Raw genomic sequence first — 14,829 nt, 5'->3', positions numbered from 1 at the left:
GCATGACATCGCGACCGCCCGGGCTTAGGGCAGACGCCTCATCGTCCCGCTCCGGGTTAGCCGCATGCTCGTTCGCCGCACATTGCATCTCGCCTTCAGGGCCGGCCTCCTGCTCGCGGGTGCCGCGACGCTGGGCCTGCCGATGGCGGGCCAGGCCCTCGCCGACAAGATCAAGAACCCGACCGCGGTGTTCTCCGGCCTCGACAAGATCACGGGCCGGATCGTGTCGTTCGAAGTCGCCGTCGATGAGACCGTGCAGTTCGGCGCGCTGCAATTGACCCCGCGCGTCTGCTACAGCCGGCCTCCGACCGAGAGCCCGAAGACCACGGCCTTCCTCGAAGTCGACGAGGTGACGCTCGACAACAAGTATCGCCGCATCTTCACCGGCTGGATGTTCGCGGCGAGTCCGGGTCTTCACGCCATCGAGCACCCGATCTACGACGTGTGGCTCGTGGATTGTAAGGGCGGCAACGACATCATCGCCGAGGCGCGCGAACAGGAAGACGTGCCGGCCATGGCCTCGAAGCCCGAGAAGACCAGGCGCCAGAAGAACACCGACCCGACGCGGACGGCCCAGCAGGTCAACCCGAACGGACAGGTCGACGTCGAGGCGCCGCGCGGCGTTCCGGTCCAGCCCAAGCAGAAGCCATCGCGGAAGTTCTTCCCGACCAACGAAGGGCCGGCACCCGCGCCGCCGCCGCCGGCACAGCCGCAATCGATCTTCGATTCCATATTCCGCTAGGATCTGCACCCGGCAGAATCCGGCGGCCGACAGGATACTGTGCCATGCCCGACAGCGTCACCCTCCTCGCCTTCGCGGGCGTGTCGCTCGGGATGGTGCTGACGCCGGGGCCGAACATGGCCTATCTCGTCTCGCGCGCCATCTGCCAGGGCCGCGGCGCGGCCCTCGTCTCCCTCGGCGGCGTCGCCCTTGGTTTCGTCTTCTACATGCTCTGCGCGGCCTTCGGCATCACCGCCCTGGTGCTGGCGATCCCCTATGCCTACGACGCGCTCAGGCTGACCGGCGCACTCTATCTCGGATATCTGGCCTGGCAGGCCTTGAGGCCCGGCGGCCGCTCGCCGTTCGAAGTGCGCGAATTGGCGCCCGACAGCAGGACGCGCCTGTTCGCCATGGGCTTTCTCACCAACCTGCTCAACCCGAAGATCGCGATGCTCTACCTCGCGCTGCTCCCGCAATTCGTGGCCACGTCGGGCGGCAGCATCCTCGGCCAGACAGTCATGCTCGGCTCGGTCCAGATCGTCATCAGCGTCGCGGTCAATGCCCTGATCGCCCTGGCAGCGGGCTCCATCGCCCACTTCCTGTCGCGAAATCCGGGATGGCTCAAGGCTCAGCGCTGGATCATGGGCGGCGTGCTCGGCGGCCTCGCCATCCGCATGGCGCTCGATAGTCGGCGCTGACTATTCAGGATCGGGGAGCGAGCGCGGCGAGCGCGTCCTGCCCGCTGACGGCCCGGTCCCTCGGCCAGACGTACCAGTTCGCATCCTCGACGATCGCTTCGGCGAGGCGCCGCTTGTAGACGTGGCGCGGCAATTCCTCGGCACCGAACTGCGTCAGATGATCGGTGACGAACTGGGTGTCGGCGAGACGATAGCCCCCGAGCCGCAGCCTCGCCATCAGATGCACGAGGGCGACTTTCGACGCGTCGCGGGCGATGTGGAACATGCTCTCGCCGAAGAATGCCGCCCCGAGCGAGACGCCGTACAGCCCTCCGACGAGCCGTCCCTCGGCATAGACCTCGATCGTATGCGCATGTCCGGCATCGAACAGGGCACCGTAAAGCTCGCGGATGCGCGCGTTGATCCAGGTCCGCTCGCCATCACCCCGTGGGGCCGCGCAGCCGGCGATGACCGCATCGAAGTCGAGATCGGCCCGGACCTCGAACTGATCGGACCGCACCGTTCGCGCGAGCCGGTGGGAGACGTGGAAGTGATCGATCGGCAGAATGCCGCGCGCCTTCGGCTCGACCCAATAAATCGTCGGGTCGTCGGCATCTTCCGCCATGGGAAAGATCCCGGCGGCATAGGCCTTCAGCAAGATCTGTGGGGTGATCTCCACGCGTTCGCCGTCGTGGTCGTGCTGCATGGCCATCAATGTGACCCCTCCGGCGGCCGAATGCCAGAGAAACGATGCCGCGCCGAGGCCTACGCGCAACGAAAGACGGCAGGGCTCTCGCCCTGCCGTCTTGTCCGTCCGAATGCAGCGGAATTAGAATTCGGGACCGCCCGAGGTCGTGCCCAGATTCGGGTTCGCGCGCTGGTTCTGCTCGGCATTGCCGCCTTTCGCCGAATCCTCGAACACGGCCTCGCGATTCGAGATGAAGGGAGCGCCGCGGACGCTGCCGGTATCGTCGACATCCAGGCGGTCGTCGGCATTGCGATAGGCGCCGTAGACGGACGGATGATCGATCGGACCACCGGCAGTGGTCCCGGCCTGCGGGTAGGCCCGCTCGGGCTGGCCGACATTGCCGGAGGGCGACTGGGCGAGGGCAGCGGTCGCGCTCAAGGTCGCGGCGACGAGGGCGAGGGTCAGGGTGCGCATGATCGTAGCTCGGTATCCGGTGGAGATGATCGGCCTCTCGGTAGCTGCCTCCTGAAAGAAGCGGGGCGCTTGCCGGGCCGGCATGTTCCAACAAGACGTTCCGACCGCCAGCGTTCCTGAACAACTGAGCCGGCGATGTGTCGCAGTGTCATGGGGATGACAGAGGATCGACCGTTCCCATGGGCTCAAACGACCGGGCCGCAACTGGAAATTTCTTCTCTTTCGGCGAGAGGAACAATCCGAATGGGGATGAAAGCAACCTCGCGGCACCAATGCTGCTAGTATTGAACTATCCGTGATCGGTGACGCTGCGCACAAGCCGATGAATGCAATAGCCTTCTCGTCATTCAAAATAAAAGAGCCGGCCCCTCGGGGCCGGCTCTTCTCATCGATCGATCGCTGCGTCGGATCGGGTCAGCGTGCGGGACCACCGGAGGTCGAACCGGTATTGGCGCCCATGCCCTTGTTGGTCTGGTCGGCGTTGCCGCCCTTGGCGGAATCGACCGCGCCTGCGCCGGGCGCCATGCCGTTTTCACCCGCCGGGCGGCTGGTGCTGCCCGTCGCGGGCGGCATATCGCGGGTCGAGGGGTTGTCGAGCGGCCCGCCCGTGGTCGTGCCCGCCTGCGGAACCGCCCGTTCCGGCTGCGAGACGTTGCCCGACGGCGACTGGGCCAGGGCAGGGGAGGCTGCGAGGAGCAGGGCGGCGACGGTCAGCTTCGCAAGACGCATGGAGTTCATCCTTCTCGATTCGTCGTCACGTTGCGCGGGGCCATCGCCCTGAATTGCGCGCAACGAAACACACTTCACCGAGAGAACGAGATTCAAGCGGGGCAGTTCCTCTTAGCCGCCTCCCGAAGGCGTTCAGTTCGTGGTGTCAGCGAGGCCGCCGGCCTCCAGGAAACCTTCCAGCCAATGGATGTCGTAGTCGCCATCGAGGACCTGCGCATTCCTCACCAGGGTGCGGAACAACGGCAGGGTGGTATCGACCCCGTCGACCACGAACTCGTCGAGGGCCCGCCGCAGGCGCATCAGGCATTCATGCCGGGTGCGGCCGTGAACGATGAGCTTCCCGATGAGGGAATCGTAGTTCGGTGGAATGCGGTAGCCCTGGTAGGCCGCCGAATCCACGCGCACGCCGAGTCCGCCCGGCGGGTGGAAATAGGTGATGAGACCGGGCGACGGCCGGAAGGTCGCCGGATGCTCCGCGTTGATCCGGCATTCGATGGCGTGGCCGGTCACCTTGATGTCGTCCTGCGTCACCGAAAGCGGCAGGCCGGCGGCGACGCGAATCTGCTCGGTGACGAGATCGACCCCGGTGATCATCTCGGTCACCGGATGCTCCACCTGGATACGGGTGTTCATCTCGATGAAATAGAAACGGCCATCCTCGTAGAGAAACTCGACCGTGCCGGCGCCGATATACTGCAATTCCTGCATCGCGCGGGCGCAGATGCCGCCGATCTCGGCGCGGGTCGCCTCGTCGATCACCGGCGAGCCGCCTTCTTCCCACACCTTCTGGTGCCGACGCTGGAGCGAGCAATCGCGCTCAGCGAGGTGGACCGCCTTGCCGCGACCGTCGCCGAGCACCTGCACCTCGATATGGCGCGGCTTCTCGAGATACTTCTCAAGATAGACCGCATCGTCGCCGAAAGCCGCCTTGGCCTCGGTGCGGGCCATGCCGAGCGCCTGTTCCAGGTCGGCCTCGGTGCGCGCCACCTTCATGCCGCGACCGCCGCCGCCGGAAGCGGCCTTCACCAGCACGGGGTAGCCGATCTCGGCCGCGATGCGCTTGGCTTCCACCGGATCCTCGACACCACCCTCGGAGCCGGGCACGCAGGGGATGCCGAGACGCTTGGCCGTGCGCTTGGCCTCGATCTTGTCGCCCATGATGCGGATATGCTCGGCCTTGGGGCCGATGAAGCCGATATTGTGGTGGGCGAGCACCTCGGCGAACCGCGCATTCTCCGACAGGAAGCCGTAGCCGGGATGCACCGCATCCGCCCCGGTGATCTCGCAGGCGGCGATGATCGACGGGATGTTGAGGTAGCTGTCGCGGGCGGCGGGCGGGCCGATGCAGACGCTCTCGTCGGCGAGCCGCACATGCATCGCATCGGCATCGGCCGTGGAATGCACCGCCACGGTGGCGATCCCGAGCTCCTTGGCCGCGCGCAGGACGCGCAGGGCGATCTCGCCACGATTGGCGATCAGGATCTTTTCGAACATGGGGGGCGCCATCACTCGATGACGAGGAGAGGTTCGCCGAACTCGACCGGCTGGCCATCCTCGAAGAAGATCGCGGTCACGGTCCCGGCGCGGGGCGCGACGATCTCGTTGAAGGTCTTCATCGCCTCGATCAGGAGCAGCTTCTCGCCCGCAGCGACCTTGGAGCCGACATCGACGAAGGCCTTGGCATCCGGCGAAGGCCGGCGATAGGCGGTGCCGACCATGGGAGAGGGCACGGCGCCCGGTTGACCGGCCCCGGCCTTGGCACGCTCGACGGCTGCACCCGGACCGGCGACGGACAATGCCGCCACGGGAGCGTGCGCCACCATGGCTGGGGCGGGGGCCGCCACCTGCACATGGACGGGCTCGATCCGGCGCACGACGCGGATGCGCAGGTCACCCTTCTCCACCTCGATCTCGGTCAGATCCGTCTCGGTCACGAGTTTGGCGAGTTCGCGCACGAGTTCGGGATCGAAAGGTTCGTTCTTAGGCATCGGCACCTTGGCCATTCCGGTCAGTCTTGAGAGGTGGCGCCCGACGAGACGTCGGACGGGAGAGGAGGCAAACGATCGCGCATCAGCCGCGCCAGGGCATCCAGGCCGAGACCGTAGCTGTGCGGGCCGAAGCCGCAGATGAGTCCGGCGCAGACCGGAGCGATGAGCGAGACGTGCCTGAAGGCTTCGCGCGCATGCACGTTCGAGAGATGCACTTCCACCGCGACCGCCCCGCTGCCCGCGATCGCATCGCGAAGCGCAATGGAAGTATGGGTATAGGCCGCCGCGTTGATCAGCACGCCGGCACCGGCGAGCCCCGCTTCCTGCACGAAACCGACCAGCTCGCCCTCGTGGTTGGTCTGGCGCACGGTGAGCGCGACGCCGAGAGTCTCCGCGCGCGCGCGCAGATCACGCTCGATGTCGGCGAGCGTCGCGGTTCCGTAGATGCCGGGCTCACGGCGTCCCAGGAGGTTGAGGTTCGGTCCGTGAAGGACGTGGATCGGGATCATGCCATCGCGTTCGAAGCGCCGGCTGCGCCGAGCAGCCGGGCCGGTGGTCCTAGACGATCGCCGCGGATTGCGACAGGTGCATACCGGGACGATCGCCTGCGAGGGTGTGCCTCAGCAGCTCGCGTGGCCGCATTGGCGGATGTCGCCGATGGTCTTGCGGATCGGGTCCACGCCGACGGCACCGGGGATGATCTCGTCGCCGATGATGAAGGCCGGCGTGCCCGAGAGGCCGAGCTTGTCGCCGAGGCCGACATTCTCGGCGAGCGCGGCCTTCACCTCGGCACCTTGCGCATCCTTCTGCAGCTTGGCGACGTCGAGGCCCATATCCTTGGCCAGCGCGATCGCGCGCTCGCCGTTGACCCGGCCCTTGCTCTCCAACAGCTTGACGTGGAACTCGAACAGCTTGTCGCCCTTGAGCTGCTGCTTGGCCGCGAGCGCGATCTTGCTGGCCTCCAGGGATTCCGCGCCGAGCACGGGGAAATCCTTGAGGACGACGCGCAGCTTCGGATCGGCCTTCACCAGGGTCTGGATGTCGGCGAGCGCCTTGCGGCAATAGCCGCAATTGTAATCGAAGAACTCGACCAGGGTGACGTCGCCGGTCGGGTTGCCGACCACGACGCCGTGGGGCGAATTCACCAGGGCCTCGCGGGATTCCTTCAGAGCGGCGGATTGCGCCAGCTTCTGGGTCTCCTGCTGGCGCCGCTCGCCCTCGGCGATGGCCTCCTGAAGCACGTCGGGATTCTTGACGAGGTAATCCTTGATGATCGCCTCGATCGCCGAACGCTGCCCATCGGTAAAGGCCGCGGCCGGAGCCGTCTGCGCCGGAGCAGGCGTCGTCTGCGCGAAGGCGGTGGAGATGCCGGAAGCCAGCGCGCCCGCGAGGGCGACGGTCGAGAGAAGGTGGCGAAGCAGGCGCATTGATCCTCGCGGGGTCGCGTCCCGTCGGCCGTGATCGGGCGCGGGACAACCGGTCGTTAGTCTCCGGGTTAGGCGTTTTCGCGGCGGCGGGTCAATCGTGCCGATCGACGTGATGAATCTTGCAGCCCCGGCGTCGAAGGCACCGGCGGGTCGTGAGGACAAGCCGGCTTGGAAGCGAAGGCCGTGGCGGAGTAAGCCGGGGACATGACAGCATCAGCCGATCGTCCAGACGCCGAGGCCCCGTTGAGAGCCTCATTGCGTGCGAGCCGCGTGGCCCCCTTCCTCGCCATGGACATCATGGCCGCCGCCGCGATCCGTGACCGGCAGGGCGACGGCGTGATTCATATGGAGGTCGGTCAGCCCTCGGCTCCGGCCCCGCGCGGCGTGGTCGAAGCGGCGCGGCGCGCCCTCGAATCCGGCAGGCTGCCCTATACCGACGCGCTCGGGATGCCGGCCCTGCGCGAACGCATCGCCCGGCATTATCGCGACACCTACGGCGTCGCGGTGGCGCCCGAGCGGATCATCGTCACCACCGGCTCGTCGGCGGGTTTCGTCCTGGCTTTTCTTAGCCTGTTCGATGCCGGCGCGCGGGTCGCGGTGCCGCAGCCGGGCTATCCGGCCTATCGCAGCATCCTCCATGCGCTGGACTTGATCCCGGCGCCCATGATCCTGCGGGACGAGGACCGCTTCGCCCCGACGAGCGAGGCGTTGCGGGCCCTTCATCGCAAAGAGGCCTTGTCCGGCATCCTGGTCATGAGCCCGGCCAACCCGTCGGGCACGGTGATCGAGCCCGCCCGCCTCGCGGACCTCTGCGCGACCGCGCGCGATCTCGGCCTGCCCTTCATCTCCGACGAGATCTATCACGGGCTCAGCTACGGCGTTCCGACCGAGACCGCGCTGAAGTTCGACGACGACGCCATCGTCATCAACTCGTTCTCGAAGACCTATTGCATGACCGGTTGGCGCATCGGCTGGATGGTGGCGCCGCCCTGGCTCGTGCGGCCGATCGAGCGGCTGGCCCAGAATCTCTACATCTCGCCGCCCTACCTGTCGCAGGTGGCGGCGCTGGCGGCCTTCGACGCGATGGAGGAAGCGGAGGCGATCCGCCTCGGCTATGCCGCGAACCGGGCGCTGCTCCTCGACGCATTTCCCTCCCTCGGCCTCGGACGGACCCATCCGGCGGACGGCGCCTTCTACCTCTATGCCGATATCGCCAACCTCACCGACGACGCCTCCGCCTTCTGCAGGCGGATGCTGGACGAGGCCGGCGTGGCGGCGACCCCCGGCCTCGATTTCGATGCGGCGGAAGGAGGCCACCATGTGCGGTTTTCCTTCGCGGGCTCCGAGCAGGATTGCGTGGAGGCCGTTCGACGCCTGAAGGCTTGGCTGCGCTAGCAACTTGATTCGCCCGAAGCGTTTCCGGCGATCGGGCATGAAAAAGGCCCCGGAGCGATCCGGGGCCTTTCTGGTCCGTCGAACAGGTCGGCGCTTAGCGGAACAGGTTCAGGAAGCCGCCCGGCTCGGCATAGATGCCGGGCGCCGCGGTGGAGGTCTGGAACGTGATCGAGCCGATCACCGCATCGCCACACCATTTCGAGGTTCCGCCATTGGTGATCTGGCGGAAGTCGCCGGAGAACGCGGCGCACTCGGTCTTGGTCAGGTCGGTATTGTGGTAGCGGACATCGAGGACGATGTTCTTGTAGGTGTAGGACAGTCCGACATTCCCGTAGAGGTAGCTCGGCAGGTTGAACGAGGCGAAGCGACCGATGCTGGCATCGAAGCCGGTGGCCGAGCTCTTGGCGGAGCCGAGGAAGAAGTAGCCGAGTTCCGACGAGAGGGAGAAGCCGCCGGCATAGGCCTCGGGCAGGAACGGGAAGAAGCTCGCCGGCAGCGTGTAGGCGAGGGTACCCGACGCGTAGGTGCTGTTGGCGTGGGTTCCGAGGAAGTTCGGCGAGAAGAAGACGTTGGTGCCGACGGTCAGCGAGTCGGTCGCCGTGTACAGCATCTTGCCGGCGGCTTCGTAGTAATCGGTATTGCGCGTGGTGAACGGGCTGCCGTTGTTATTGAACAGCTGCTGCTCGTTGGGATAGAAATAATACAGGATGCCGAGATCGAAGGCGAACTTGTCGAAGGTCGGGCGAATACCGGCAACGAGATCGAATTCCATGTCCGGCTTGGTCGGCAGGCGCACCTGATAGGTCGCGAAGCCGGCATAGGCGAAGTTGTTGAAGAACTGCGCCTCGAAGAAGGTCTGGTAGCTGCCCTGCAGGTTCGACTGCGACACGCCGCGGAAATTGTAGTCGGTCTGGTAGCGCGTGCCGAAGGAGAAGCCGATCAGTGGATCAGCGGCCTTCGCCTCGACCGGCATGGCCTTGGGAATGGCCAGATCGGCCGACAGGGCCGGCGACATCGCCAGTCCGGCGATCGTGCCGAGGGCCAGTATCGAAGTGTTCAAGCGGCGCATGGCCCGGTCCCCTTAGTGAAAGACGGAGGGGAGGTGCTGCCACGCCCCCCGTTCTGATGAGATCTACCGGGCTGCTACACCGACGTGTCGATACGCCGGTCTTCTCGCGCCAGTTAAGGCTCCCTGGCAGCAGCCGCCTCTTCCGACGTCGCAGCCCTGGCATCCAACTCAGGCTTGACCGTATGGGATGGCAACTTGGGAAAAAAGGACATTGCTGCAACAGCTCTGCCCAATCACATATATTGGACTGGAAATCGGGCTTGATTGGCAGATCGGCGGCAATCTGCACAATATTGATACTGGAGATGCACAATAATTGGATAGCTGATGCGGAGTATCAGGGCACGGCGGCAGCGTGAGACGCGCAGGTCGCCGAGCTGACGGGCCGTTGTCCCCATTCCCGATCATGCATGGCGTCCGCGAAATGGCGTTCTCGCCTTTTTGCCCCCCCGAAACGTCGCGTTTCTGAACCGGACACGAAAACGGGCCGCATCCCTGCTGGGATGCGGCCCGGTCAACCATTCTGAGGGCGTGCTGGCGTGTCGAACTTATTCGCCGGTGAGCGCGGCCTTGGTCCTCGACCACCATCCAGCGCGCTTCGGGCGATCGGGATCGCTCGGCGTCAACACCACGGCCACCGGCTCCGGTGCCGGGGTGGGCGCGGGTGCCGGTTCGGCGACGACGTCCGGTCGGGTCGCGACGCTTGCCTCCGGTTCGAAGGTCGCCGTCTCCGGAGTGACGATCTGCTGAGTGACGATCTGCTGAGTGACGATCTCTTGGGTCACTGCATCCTGGGAACGGGCTGAGGGCTCGTCGTCCACCGGCAGGTCGACGGAGACGGGCTCGGGCGCAGCCTCCGTTGCTGCCTGTGCAGAGTCGGTCGGGGCGGGGGCAGAATCCTCCGCGGAGACGGCCTCGCCCCGGTCTTCACTGGCTTCGTCGCGCGGCCGGCTTTCATTGCGGTCGCGGCCACGTCCACCCCGACGTCCACGGCGGCGGCGGCGGCCGGCGCCTTCGTCGTCGGACGATTCGGGGCGAGGCGCTGACGCCGTCTCGCCGTCCTGAGCTTCGACCGCGACGGCCCGATCGGCCTCGCCGCCGTCATTCTCGCGATTGTCGCCGTCACGGCCATCACCGTCCTGGCCCTCGCCATCCGCGTCGTCGTCGCCGGACTGATCGTCCTCGCCCGCACTCTGTTCGCCCGTCGACTCACCGGTCTCGTGACGACCACCGCGACGGCGACGGCGACGGCGGCGACCGCTGGAGCGGCCCTCGCCATTACCCTCGGCCGACTTCTCGCGCGCGGCCTCGGTCTCGGGCTCGGCCACGTCGGCCTCAGCCTCTGCAACCGCCTCCTCCTCGTCATCGCCCTCGAACTCGTCGTCGGCATCGAGGAGCGGAGAGATCGCCACGGCGCGCACGCCGGTCACCGGTGCTTCGTTCCGGATCGCGAGCTCACCGCGATCGAGCTGGAAGGCCGACGTCGCGGCCAGCCGCTCGTCGGCGGCGATGGTGACGCTGACGCCGAAGCGGATCTCCAGCTCGCGCAGATGCGCGCGCTTCTGGTTGAGGATGTAGAGCGCCGCCTCGGTGCGGGTGCGAAGCACGAGGTTGTGCGTCGTGCTCTTGAGCAGCGATTCCTCGATGGCGCGCAGGATCTGCAGGGCCACGGACGCGGTGGCGCGGACATAGCCCGAGCCGCCGCAATGGATGCAGGGGAGGGAGGAGCTTTCCAGCATGCCGGTGCGGATGCGCTGGCGGCTCATCTCGAGCAGGCCGAAGGGGGAGATGCGGCCGACCTGGATGCGGGCGCGGTCGTTCTTCAGGCAGTCGTTGAGCTTCTTCTCGACGGCGCGGTTGTTGCGCTTCTCCTCCATGTCGATGAAGTCGATCACCACGAGGCCGGCAAGGTCGCGCAGGCGCAACTGCCGGGCGACCTCCTCGGCCGCCTCCAGGTTGGTGCGAAGCGCGGTGTCCTCGATATCGTGCTCGCGCGTCGAGCGGCCCGAGTTCACGTCGATGGAGACCAGCGCCTCCGTCGGGTTGATAACGAGGTAGCCGCCGGATTTCAGCGTGACATGGGTCGAGAACATCGCATCGAGCTGCTGCTCGACCCCGTGGCGCGCGAAGATCGGCGTCGGGTCGCGGTAGGGCTGCACCACCTTGGACTGGCCCGGCATCAGCATGCGCATGAAGTCGCGGGCCTCGCGGTAGGCGTCGTCGCCCGCCACCAGGATGTCGTCGATGTCCTTGTTGTAGAGGTCGCGGATGGCGCGCTTGATCAGCGAACCTTCCTCATAGACCAGGGCCGGTGCGGAGGAGGACAGAGTCAGCTCGCGCACGCTCTCCCACAGGCGCATCAGATATTCGAAGTCGCGCTTGATCTCCGGCTTGGTGCGGGAAGCACCGGCCGTGCGCAGGATGACGCCCATCCCCTCGGGCACCTCCAGATCCTGAGCGACTTCCTTGAGGCGCTTGCGGTCGGCCGCCGACGTGATCTTGCGGGAGATGCCGCCGCCACGACCGGTATTGGGCATCAGCACCGAGTAGCGGCCGGCCAGCGACAGGTAGGTGGTGAGCGCCGCACCCTTGGTGCCACGCTCTTCCTTGACGACCTGCACGAGGATGATCTGGCGGCGCTTGATCACCTCCTGGATCTTGTAGTGACGACGGTAGCTGCGCGGACGCTCGGGGATCTCGGCGAGCGCATCGCCATTGCCGCCGACCTGGGCGATCTTGTGCTCGCCGTCCTCGCCTTCATGCTCGTCGTCCGAATCCTCGTCGTCGGATTCGTCCTCGTCCTCGTCGTCCGAATCGTCGTCTTCGTCCTCGTCGGATTCCTCATCCTCGTCGGATTCGTCCACGGCGGCCGCGAGATCGGGATGACCCTCGGCGACCGGCTCCGGGGCGGGCGCCTCTGCGGTCGACACCTCGGATGAGGTGGCCTCATCGGAGGCGGCTGCAATCGGCTCGGCCGAGGGTCCGGCATCGCCTTCGAGGGCGGCGGGCGGCAGGTCGGACGAGGCGTCCGAGCCCGGCTCGACGGGCACAGCCTCGACAGCGGCGGCCTCCGACGATTCAAGTCTGTCCGTCGTGCCTTCATGGGCAGCGTCGTCAACAGCAGCGTCGGGTGCGACCGGATGCTCGCCGGACTCGTTGTTCTGCGGCTCGTGCTCGTCGGGACGACCACCCTCGACGGCCTCGGACACGTCCTCGGAGCTCACCGTCTCGCCGGTCTTGGCGGACGCGGCCTCGGCGCGGCGGCCACGCGAACGGCGGCGCGGCTTGCGCTCCTCGCGTTCGCGATGTTCCTCGGCGTCGCGCGCCTCGTCCTCGAGCAGCGCCTGACGATCGGCGAGCGGGATCTGGTAATAGTCGGGATGGATCTCGCTGAAGGCGAGGAAGCCGTGGCGGTTGCCGCCGTATTCGATGAAGGCGGCCTGGAGCGACGGCTCCACCCGGGTCACCTTGGCAAGGTAGATGTTTCCGCGAAGCTGACGCCGGTTGGCGGCTTCGAAATCGAATTCCTCAACCCTGGAACCGTGAACCGTGACGACCCGAGTCTCCTCCGGGTGCATCGCGTCGATGAGCATCTTGTTGTTGTTGGCCATGACAAGCTTTCATGGCGGTCGACGTCGTCCTTCTGGAGCCGAACTGTCCCGGCGAAGCGCTGCCCGGTCCCGGCCCATCGGCCGTCGAGGGGAGTGCGCGCCAAGGCCCGAAGACGCGGGCCAGGGGGGCTTTGGGGAAAGGATTGCCGTCAACCGCCGCTGGGCGCCGGCGATCGGCGCGCGTGGGGTTGAACCTGGCCAGGGCCGACGGCGAACCGGCGCCACGCGAAACGCGTACGCTGTGAACACGAGCAACGGCAACCGATGCTGTGCGTCCGTCCATCCGCTCCCTGACCTCACGAAGACTTTGAGGCCGGTCAAATGCCGGCCGCTGATTTCAAGAACGGCGCGTCGGCGAAAAAACCGCCGCATGAACCGATACCCACCCGGACTGAAGACGCCGACGAACTTGACGCGGAGAGCCGACTGCGAGGCGACACGGCGACATGCCATGACGCACCCGCGGGCCGCGGATGAGACCGCACGACACCCGGGAAGGGGACATTACCATTACAGATCGTCGCGGGCGCTTGGCAAGCAGCAACGCTCGCGCCGCCACAACTTTGCCGACGTTCCGCGAATGCCGCCATGCTCCGGATCATAGCGTCGACCCTGTTCCCCGACAGCAACAGGCTGGCCGCTTCGTCGTCGCGGCCGAGAGGAACGGTTAACCATCCCGGCCGTATCCCTTACCAACGCCGGTCAAAACCCGCGCCGCGAAACATCCCGCGTTCTCAGGACAACGACTGCCGGATCGATGCCGCCTCTCGCTCGCCTGCTCCGCCGCGCCCTCATCCTGTCCGCCCTCGCGATCGCCGTACCGGTCGCGGCTCAGGATGGCGTGCGCACGGGCGCGACGGTTCCGGGCCAGCAATCGGCCGTTGCCATCGCCGCCGACCTGTCCACCGGCGCGGGCGGATTGACCAAGCTCACTCTGACCCTGTCGAAGCCGATCGAGGCCCGCGCCTTCGTGATGGAGCGGCCGGACCGGGTGGTGATCGACCTGGCGGAGGTGAACTTCCAGCTCGGACCGGAGACCGGGCGTCGCCGGGAGGGACTGGTCTCCTCCTTCCGCTACGGATTGTTCGCTCCCGGCCGCTCGCGCATCGTCGTCGACCTCGCCCAGCCGGCCACGGTCGGGCGCATCGAGACCACGACCCGGACGCGCGACGGCGCGATCCTCCTCTCGGTGGAGTTCCAGAAGGCCGATCGTGACGCCTTCCGCCGCGCCGCCGTGGCCAACGATCCCGCTCCTCCGAGCCGTAAGGCCACTCTCTCCGAACCGACGGATTCGCGTCCGCTGATCATGATCGATGCCGGGCATGGCGGGATCGATCCGGGCGCCATCGCCGCCACCGGCATCTTCGAGAAGGACATCGTCTTCGGCTTCGCCCAGGCCCTCGTCGGCAAGCTCGAAGCCTCCGGCCGCTACCGCGTGCGGATGACCCGCGACCGCGACGTCTTCGTGCCCCTCGCCGATCGGGTTCGAATCGCCCGCGAGGCCAGTGCCGACCTGTTCGTCTCGATCCATGCCGATTCGATCTCGTCGGCGCCGCAGGTGCGCGGCGCCACCATCTATACCGGCTCCGAGAAGGCCACCGACGCCGAATCGGCCAAGCTCGCCGAGCGCGAGAACAAGGCGGATGCGGCTGCGGGCACGGATTCGAGCGAAGGCCCCGGCCATATCGCCGACATCCTGCAGGAACTGACCCTGCGCGAGACCCGCACCTTCTCCTCGGGCTTCGCCAAGGGGCTGATGTCCTATCTCGGACCCGTCATGGAGATGAGCAACAAGCCGCATCGCGAGGCCGGTTTCGTGGTGCTGCGCTCGCCCGACGTGCCCTCGGTGCTGGTGGAACTCGGCTACCTGTCGAGCAAGCGCGACCTCGACCTGCTCCAGTCCGAAGCCTGGCGGGCCGACGTCACGGGCGGGATGGCGAAGGCCATCGACGCGTTCTTTGCCAACCGCACCTCCCTGACCCGGCCGGTGCCGCCGCGCCGCTCTGCGGCAATCGCCCCAGTTTCACCATAGATACGGTGTGAAACCGGG

13 protein-coding genes are annotated in these 14,829 nt (G+C 66.7%); 4 read left to right on the top strand and 9 right to left on the bottom strand.

All coding sequences use genetic code 11. The features are described from left to right. The first annotated feature begins 142 nt into the window (after positions 1 to 142). Positions 143 to 742, top strand: coding sequence for a DUF2155 domain-containing protein (locus tag A3OK_RS0111685; protein WP_081631247.1), 600 nt, complete (start codon positions 143 to 145; stop codon positions 740 to 742). Positions 743 to 786: 44 nt separating this feature from the next. Then, positions 787 to 1,419 carry a LysE family translocator gene (locus tag A3OK_RS0111680; protein ID WP_019905051.1) on the top strand — a complete coding sequence of 211 codons (633 nt, stop codon included), beginning with the start codon at positions 787 to 789 and terminating at the stop codon, positions 1,417 to 1,419. A gap of 4 nt (positions 1,420 to 1,423) precedes the next feature. Here the strand turns inward: A3OK_RS0111680 and aat are convergent, their stop codons facing one another. The 7 genes from aat to A3OK_RS0111645 form a co-directional block, all read right to left on the bottom strand. Next, on the bottom strand, positions 1,424 to 2,110 hold the full coding sequence (aat, locus tag A3OK_RS0111675) for a leucyl/phenylalanyl-tRNA--protein transferase (protein WP_019905050.1): 687 nt from the start codon (positions 2,108 to 2,110) through the stop codon (positions 1,424 to 1,426). Positions 2,111 to 2,227: 117 nt separating this feature from the next. Further along, positions 2,228 to 2,560 (bottom strand): hypothetical protein, encoded by a 333-nt coding sequence (locus tag A3OK_RS22725; RefSeq protein WP_036302798.1) that lies wholly within the window; start codon positions 2,558 to 2,560, stop codon positions 2,228 to 2,230. A 414-nt stretch (positions 2,561 to 2,974) separates the two neighbouring features. Then, on the bottom strand, positions 2,975 to 3,289 hold the full coding sequence (locus A3OK_RS22720) for a hypothetical protein (RefSeq protein WP_036302795.1): 315 nt from the start codon (positions 3,287 to 3,289) through the stop codon (positions 2,975 to 2,977). Positions 3,290 to 3,421: 132 nt separating this feature from the next. After that, positions 3,422 to 4,783 carry an acetyl-CoA carboxylase biotin carboxylase subunit gene (gene accC, locus A3OK_RS0111660; protein ID WP_019905047.1) on the bottom strand — a complete coding sequence of 454 codons (1,362 nt, stop codon included), beginning with the start codon at positions 4,781 to 4,783 and terminating at the stop codon, positions 3,422 to 3,424. A gap of 11 nt (positions 4,784 to 4,794) precedes the next feature. Beyond that, entirely contained in the window at positions 4,795 to 5,277 is a 483-nt protein-coding gene (gene accB, locus A3OK_RS0111655; RefSeq protein ID WP_026597178.1) for an acetyl-CoA carboxylase biotin carboxyl carrier protein, read from the bottom strand. Between the two features lie 20 nt (positions 5,278 to 5,297). Continuing rightward, on the bottom strand, positions 5,298 to 5,786 hold the full coding sequence (gene aroQ, locus A3OK_RS22715; protein WP_019905045.1) for a type II 3-dehydroquinate dehydratase: 489 nt from the start codon (positions 5,784 to 5,786) through the stop codon (positions 5,298 to 5,300). A gap of 111 nt (positions 5,787 to 5,897) precedes the next feature. Next, positions 5,898 to 6,704: a DsbA family protein gene (locus A3OK_RS0111645; RefSeq protein ID WP_019905044.1), complete on the bottom strand. Its 807-nt coding sequence runs from the start codon at positions 6,702 to 6,704 to the stop codon at positions 5,898 to 5,900. Between the two features lie 204 nt (positions 6,705 to 6,908). Here A3OK_RS0111645 and A3OK_RS0111640 point away from each other — a divergent pair, with 204 nt between their 5' ends. Beyond that, positions 6,909 to 8,099, top strand: a complete 1,191-nt coding sequence (locus tag A3OK_RS0111640) for an aminotransferase class I/II-fold pyridoxal phosphate-dependent enzyme (RefSeq protein ID WP_051092923.1) — start codon at positions 6,909 to 6,911, stop codon at positions 8,097 to 8,099. A gap of 94 nt (positions 8,100 to 8,193) precedes the next feature. Here A3OK_RS0111640 and A3OK_RS0111635 read toward each other — a convergent pair whose 3' ends face one another. Together A3OK_RS0111635 and A3OK_RS0111630 are read right to left on the bottom strand one after the other, a co-directional pair. Continuing rightward, positions 8,194 to 9,168 carry a TorF family putative porin gene (locus A3OK_RS0111635; RefSeq protein WP_019905042.1) on the bottom strand — a complete coding sequence of 325 codons (975 nt, stop codon included), beginning with the start codon at positions 9,166 to 9,168 and terminating at the stop codon, positions 8,194 to 8,196. Between the two features lie 548 nt (positions 9,169 to 9,716). Continuing rightward, on the bottom strand, positions 9,717 to 12,779 hold the full coding sequence (locus A3OK_RS0111630; protein ID WP_019905041.1) for an Rne/Rng family ribonuclease: 3,063 nt from the start codon (positions 12,777 to 12,779) through the stop codon (positions 9,717 to 9,719). Between the two features lie 757 nt (positions 12,780 to 13,536). Between A3OK_RS0111630 and A3OK_RS0111625 the strand changes: the two genes are divergently transcribed. Beyond that, positions 13,537 to 14,811 (top strand): N-acetylmuramoyl-L-alanine amidase, encoded by a 1,275-nt coding sequence (locus A3OK_RS0111625; protein WP_019905040.1) that lies wholly within the window; start codon positions 13,537 to 13,539, stop codon positions 14,809 to 14,811. Positions 14,812 to 14,829 lie beyond the last annotated feature (18 nt).

It is taken from the genome of Methylobacterium sp. 77, assembly GCF_000372825.1.
GTDB lineage: Bacteria > Pseudomonadota > Alphaproteobacteria > Rhizobiales > Beijerinckiaceae > Methylobacterium.
The sequence above is the reverse complement of the archived record's forward strand: the minus strand, read 5'-3'. Positions and strand labels throughout refer to the sequence as shown.

Excerpts from the sequence above, each read along its gene's own strand:
- A3OK_RS0111685 (WP_081631247.1), top strand. The coding sequence starts at position 143 with ATGGCGGGCCAGGCCCTCGCCGACAAGATCAAGAACCCGACCGCGGTG.
- A3OK_RS0111680 (WP_019905051.1), top strand. The coding sequence starts at position 787 with ATGCCCGACAGCGTCACCCTCCTCGCCTTCGCGGGCGTGTCGCTCGGG.
- aat (WP_019905050.1), bottom strand. The coding sequence starts at position 2,110 with ATGGCCATGCAGCACGACCACGACGGCGAACGCGTGGAGATCACCCCA.
- A3OK_RS22725 (WP_036302798.1), bottom strand. The coding sequence starts at position 2,560 with ATGCGCACCCTGACCCTCGCCCTCGTCGCCGCGACCTTGAGCGCGACC.
- A3OK_RS22720 (WP_036302795.1), bottom strand. The coding sequence starts at position 3,289 with ATGCGTCTTGCGAAGCTGACCGTCGCCGCCCTGCTCCTCGCAGCCTCC.
- accC (WP_019905047.1), bottom strand. The coding sequence starts at position 4,783 with ATGTTCGAAAAGATCCTGATCGCCAATCGTGGCGAGATCGCCCTGCGC.
- accB (WP_026597178.1), bottom strand. The coding sequence starts at position 5,277 with ATGCCTAAGAACGAACCTTTCGATCCCGAACTCGTGCGCGAACTCGCC.
- aroQ (WP_019905045.1), bottom strand. The coding sequence starts at position 5,786 with ATGATCCCGATCCACGTCCTTCACGGACCGAACCTCAACCTCCTGGGA.
- A3OK_RS0111645 (WP_019905044.1), bottom strand. The coding sequence starts at position 6,704 with ATGCGCCTGCTTCGCCACCTTCTCTCGACCGTCGCCCTCGCGGGCGCG.
- A3OK_RS0111640 (WP_051092923.1), top strand. The coding sequence starts at position 6,909 with ATGACAGCATCAGCCGATCGTCCAGACGCCGAGGCCCCGTTGAGAGCC.
- A3OK_RS0111635 (WP_019905042.1), bottom strand. The coding sequence starts at position 9,168 with ATGCGCCGCTTGAACACTTCGATACTGGCCCTCGGCACGATCGCCGGA.
- A3OK_RS0111630 (WP_019905041.1), bottom strand. The coding sequence starts at position 12,779 with ATGGCCAACAACAACAAGATGCTCATCGACGCGATGCACCCGGAGGAG.
- A3OK_RS0111625 (WP_019905040.1), top strand. The coding sequence starts at position 13,537 with ATGCCGCCTCTCGCTCGCCTGCTCCGCCGCGCCCTCATCCTGTCCGCC.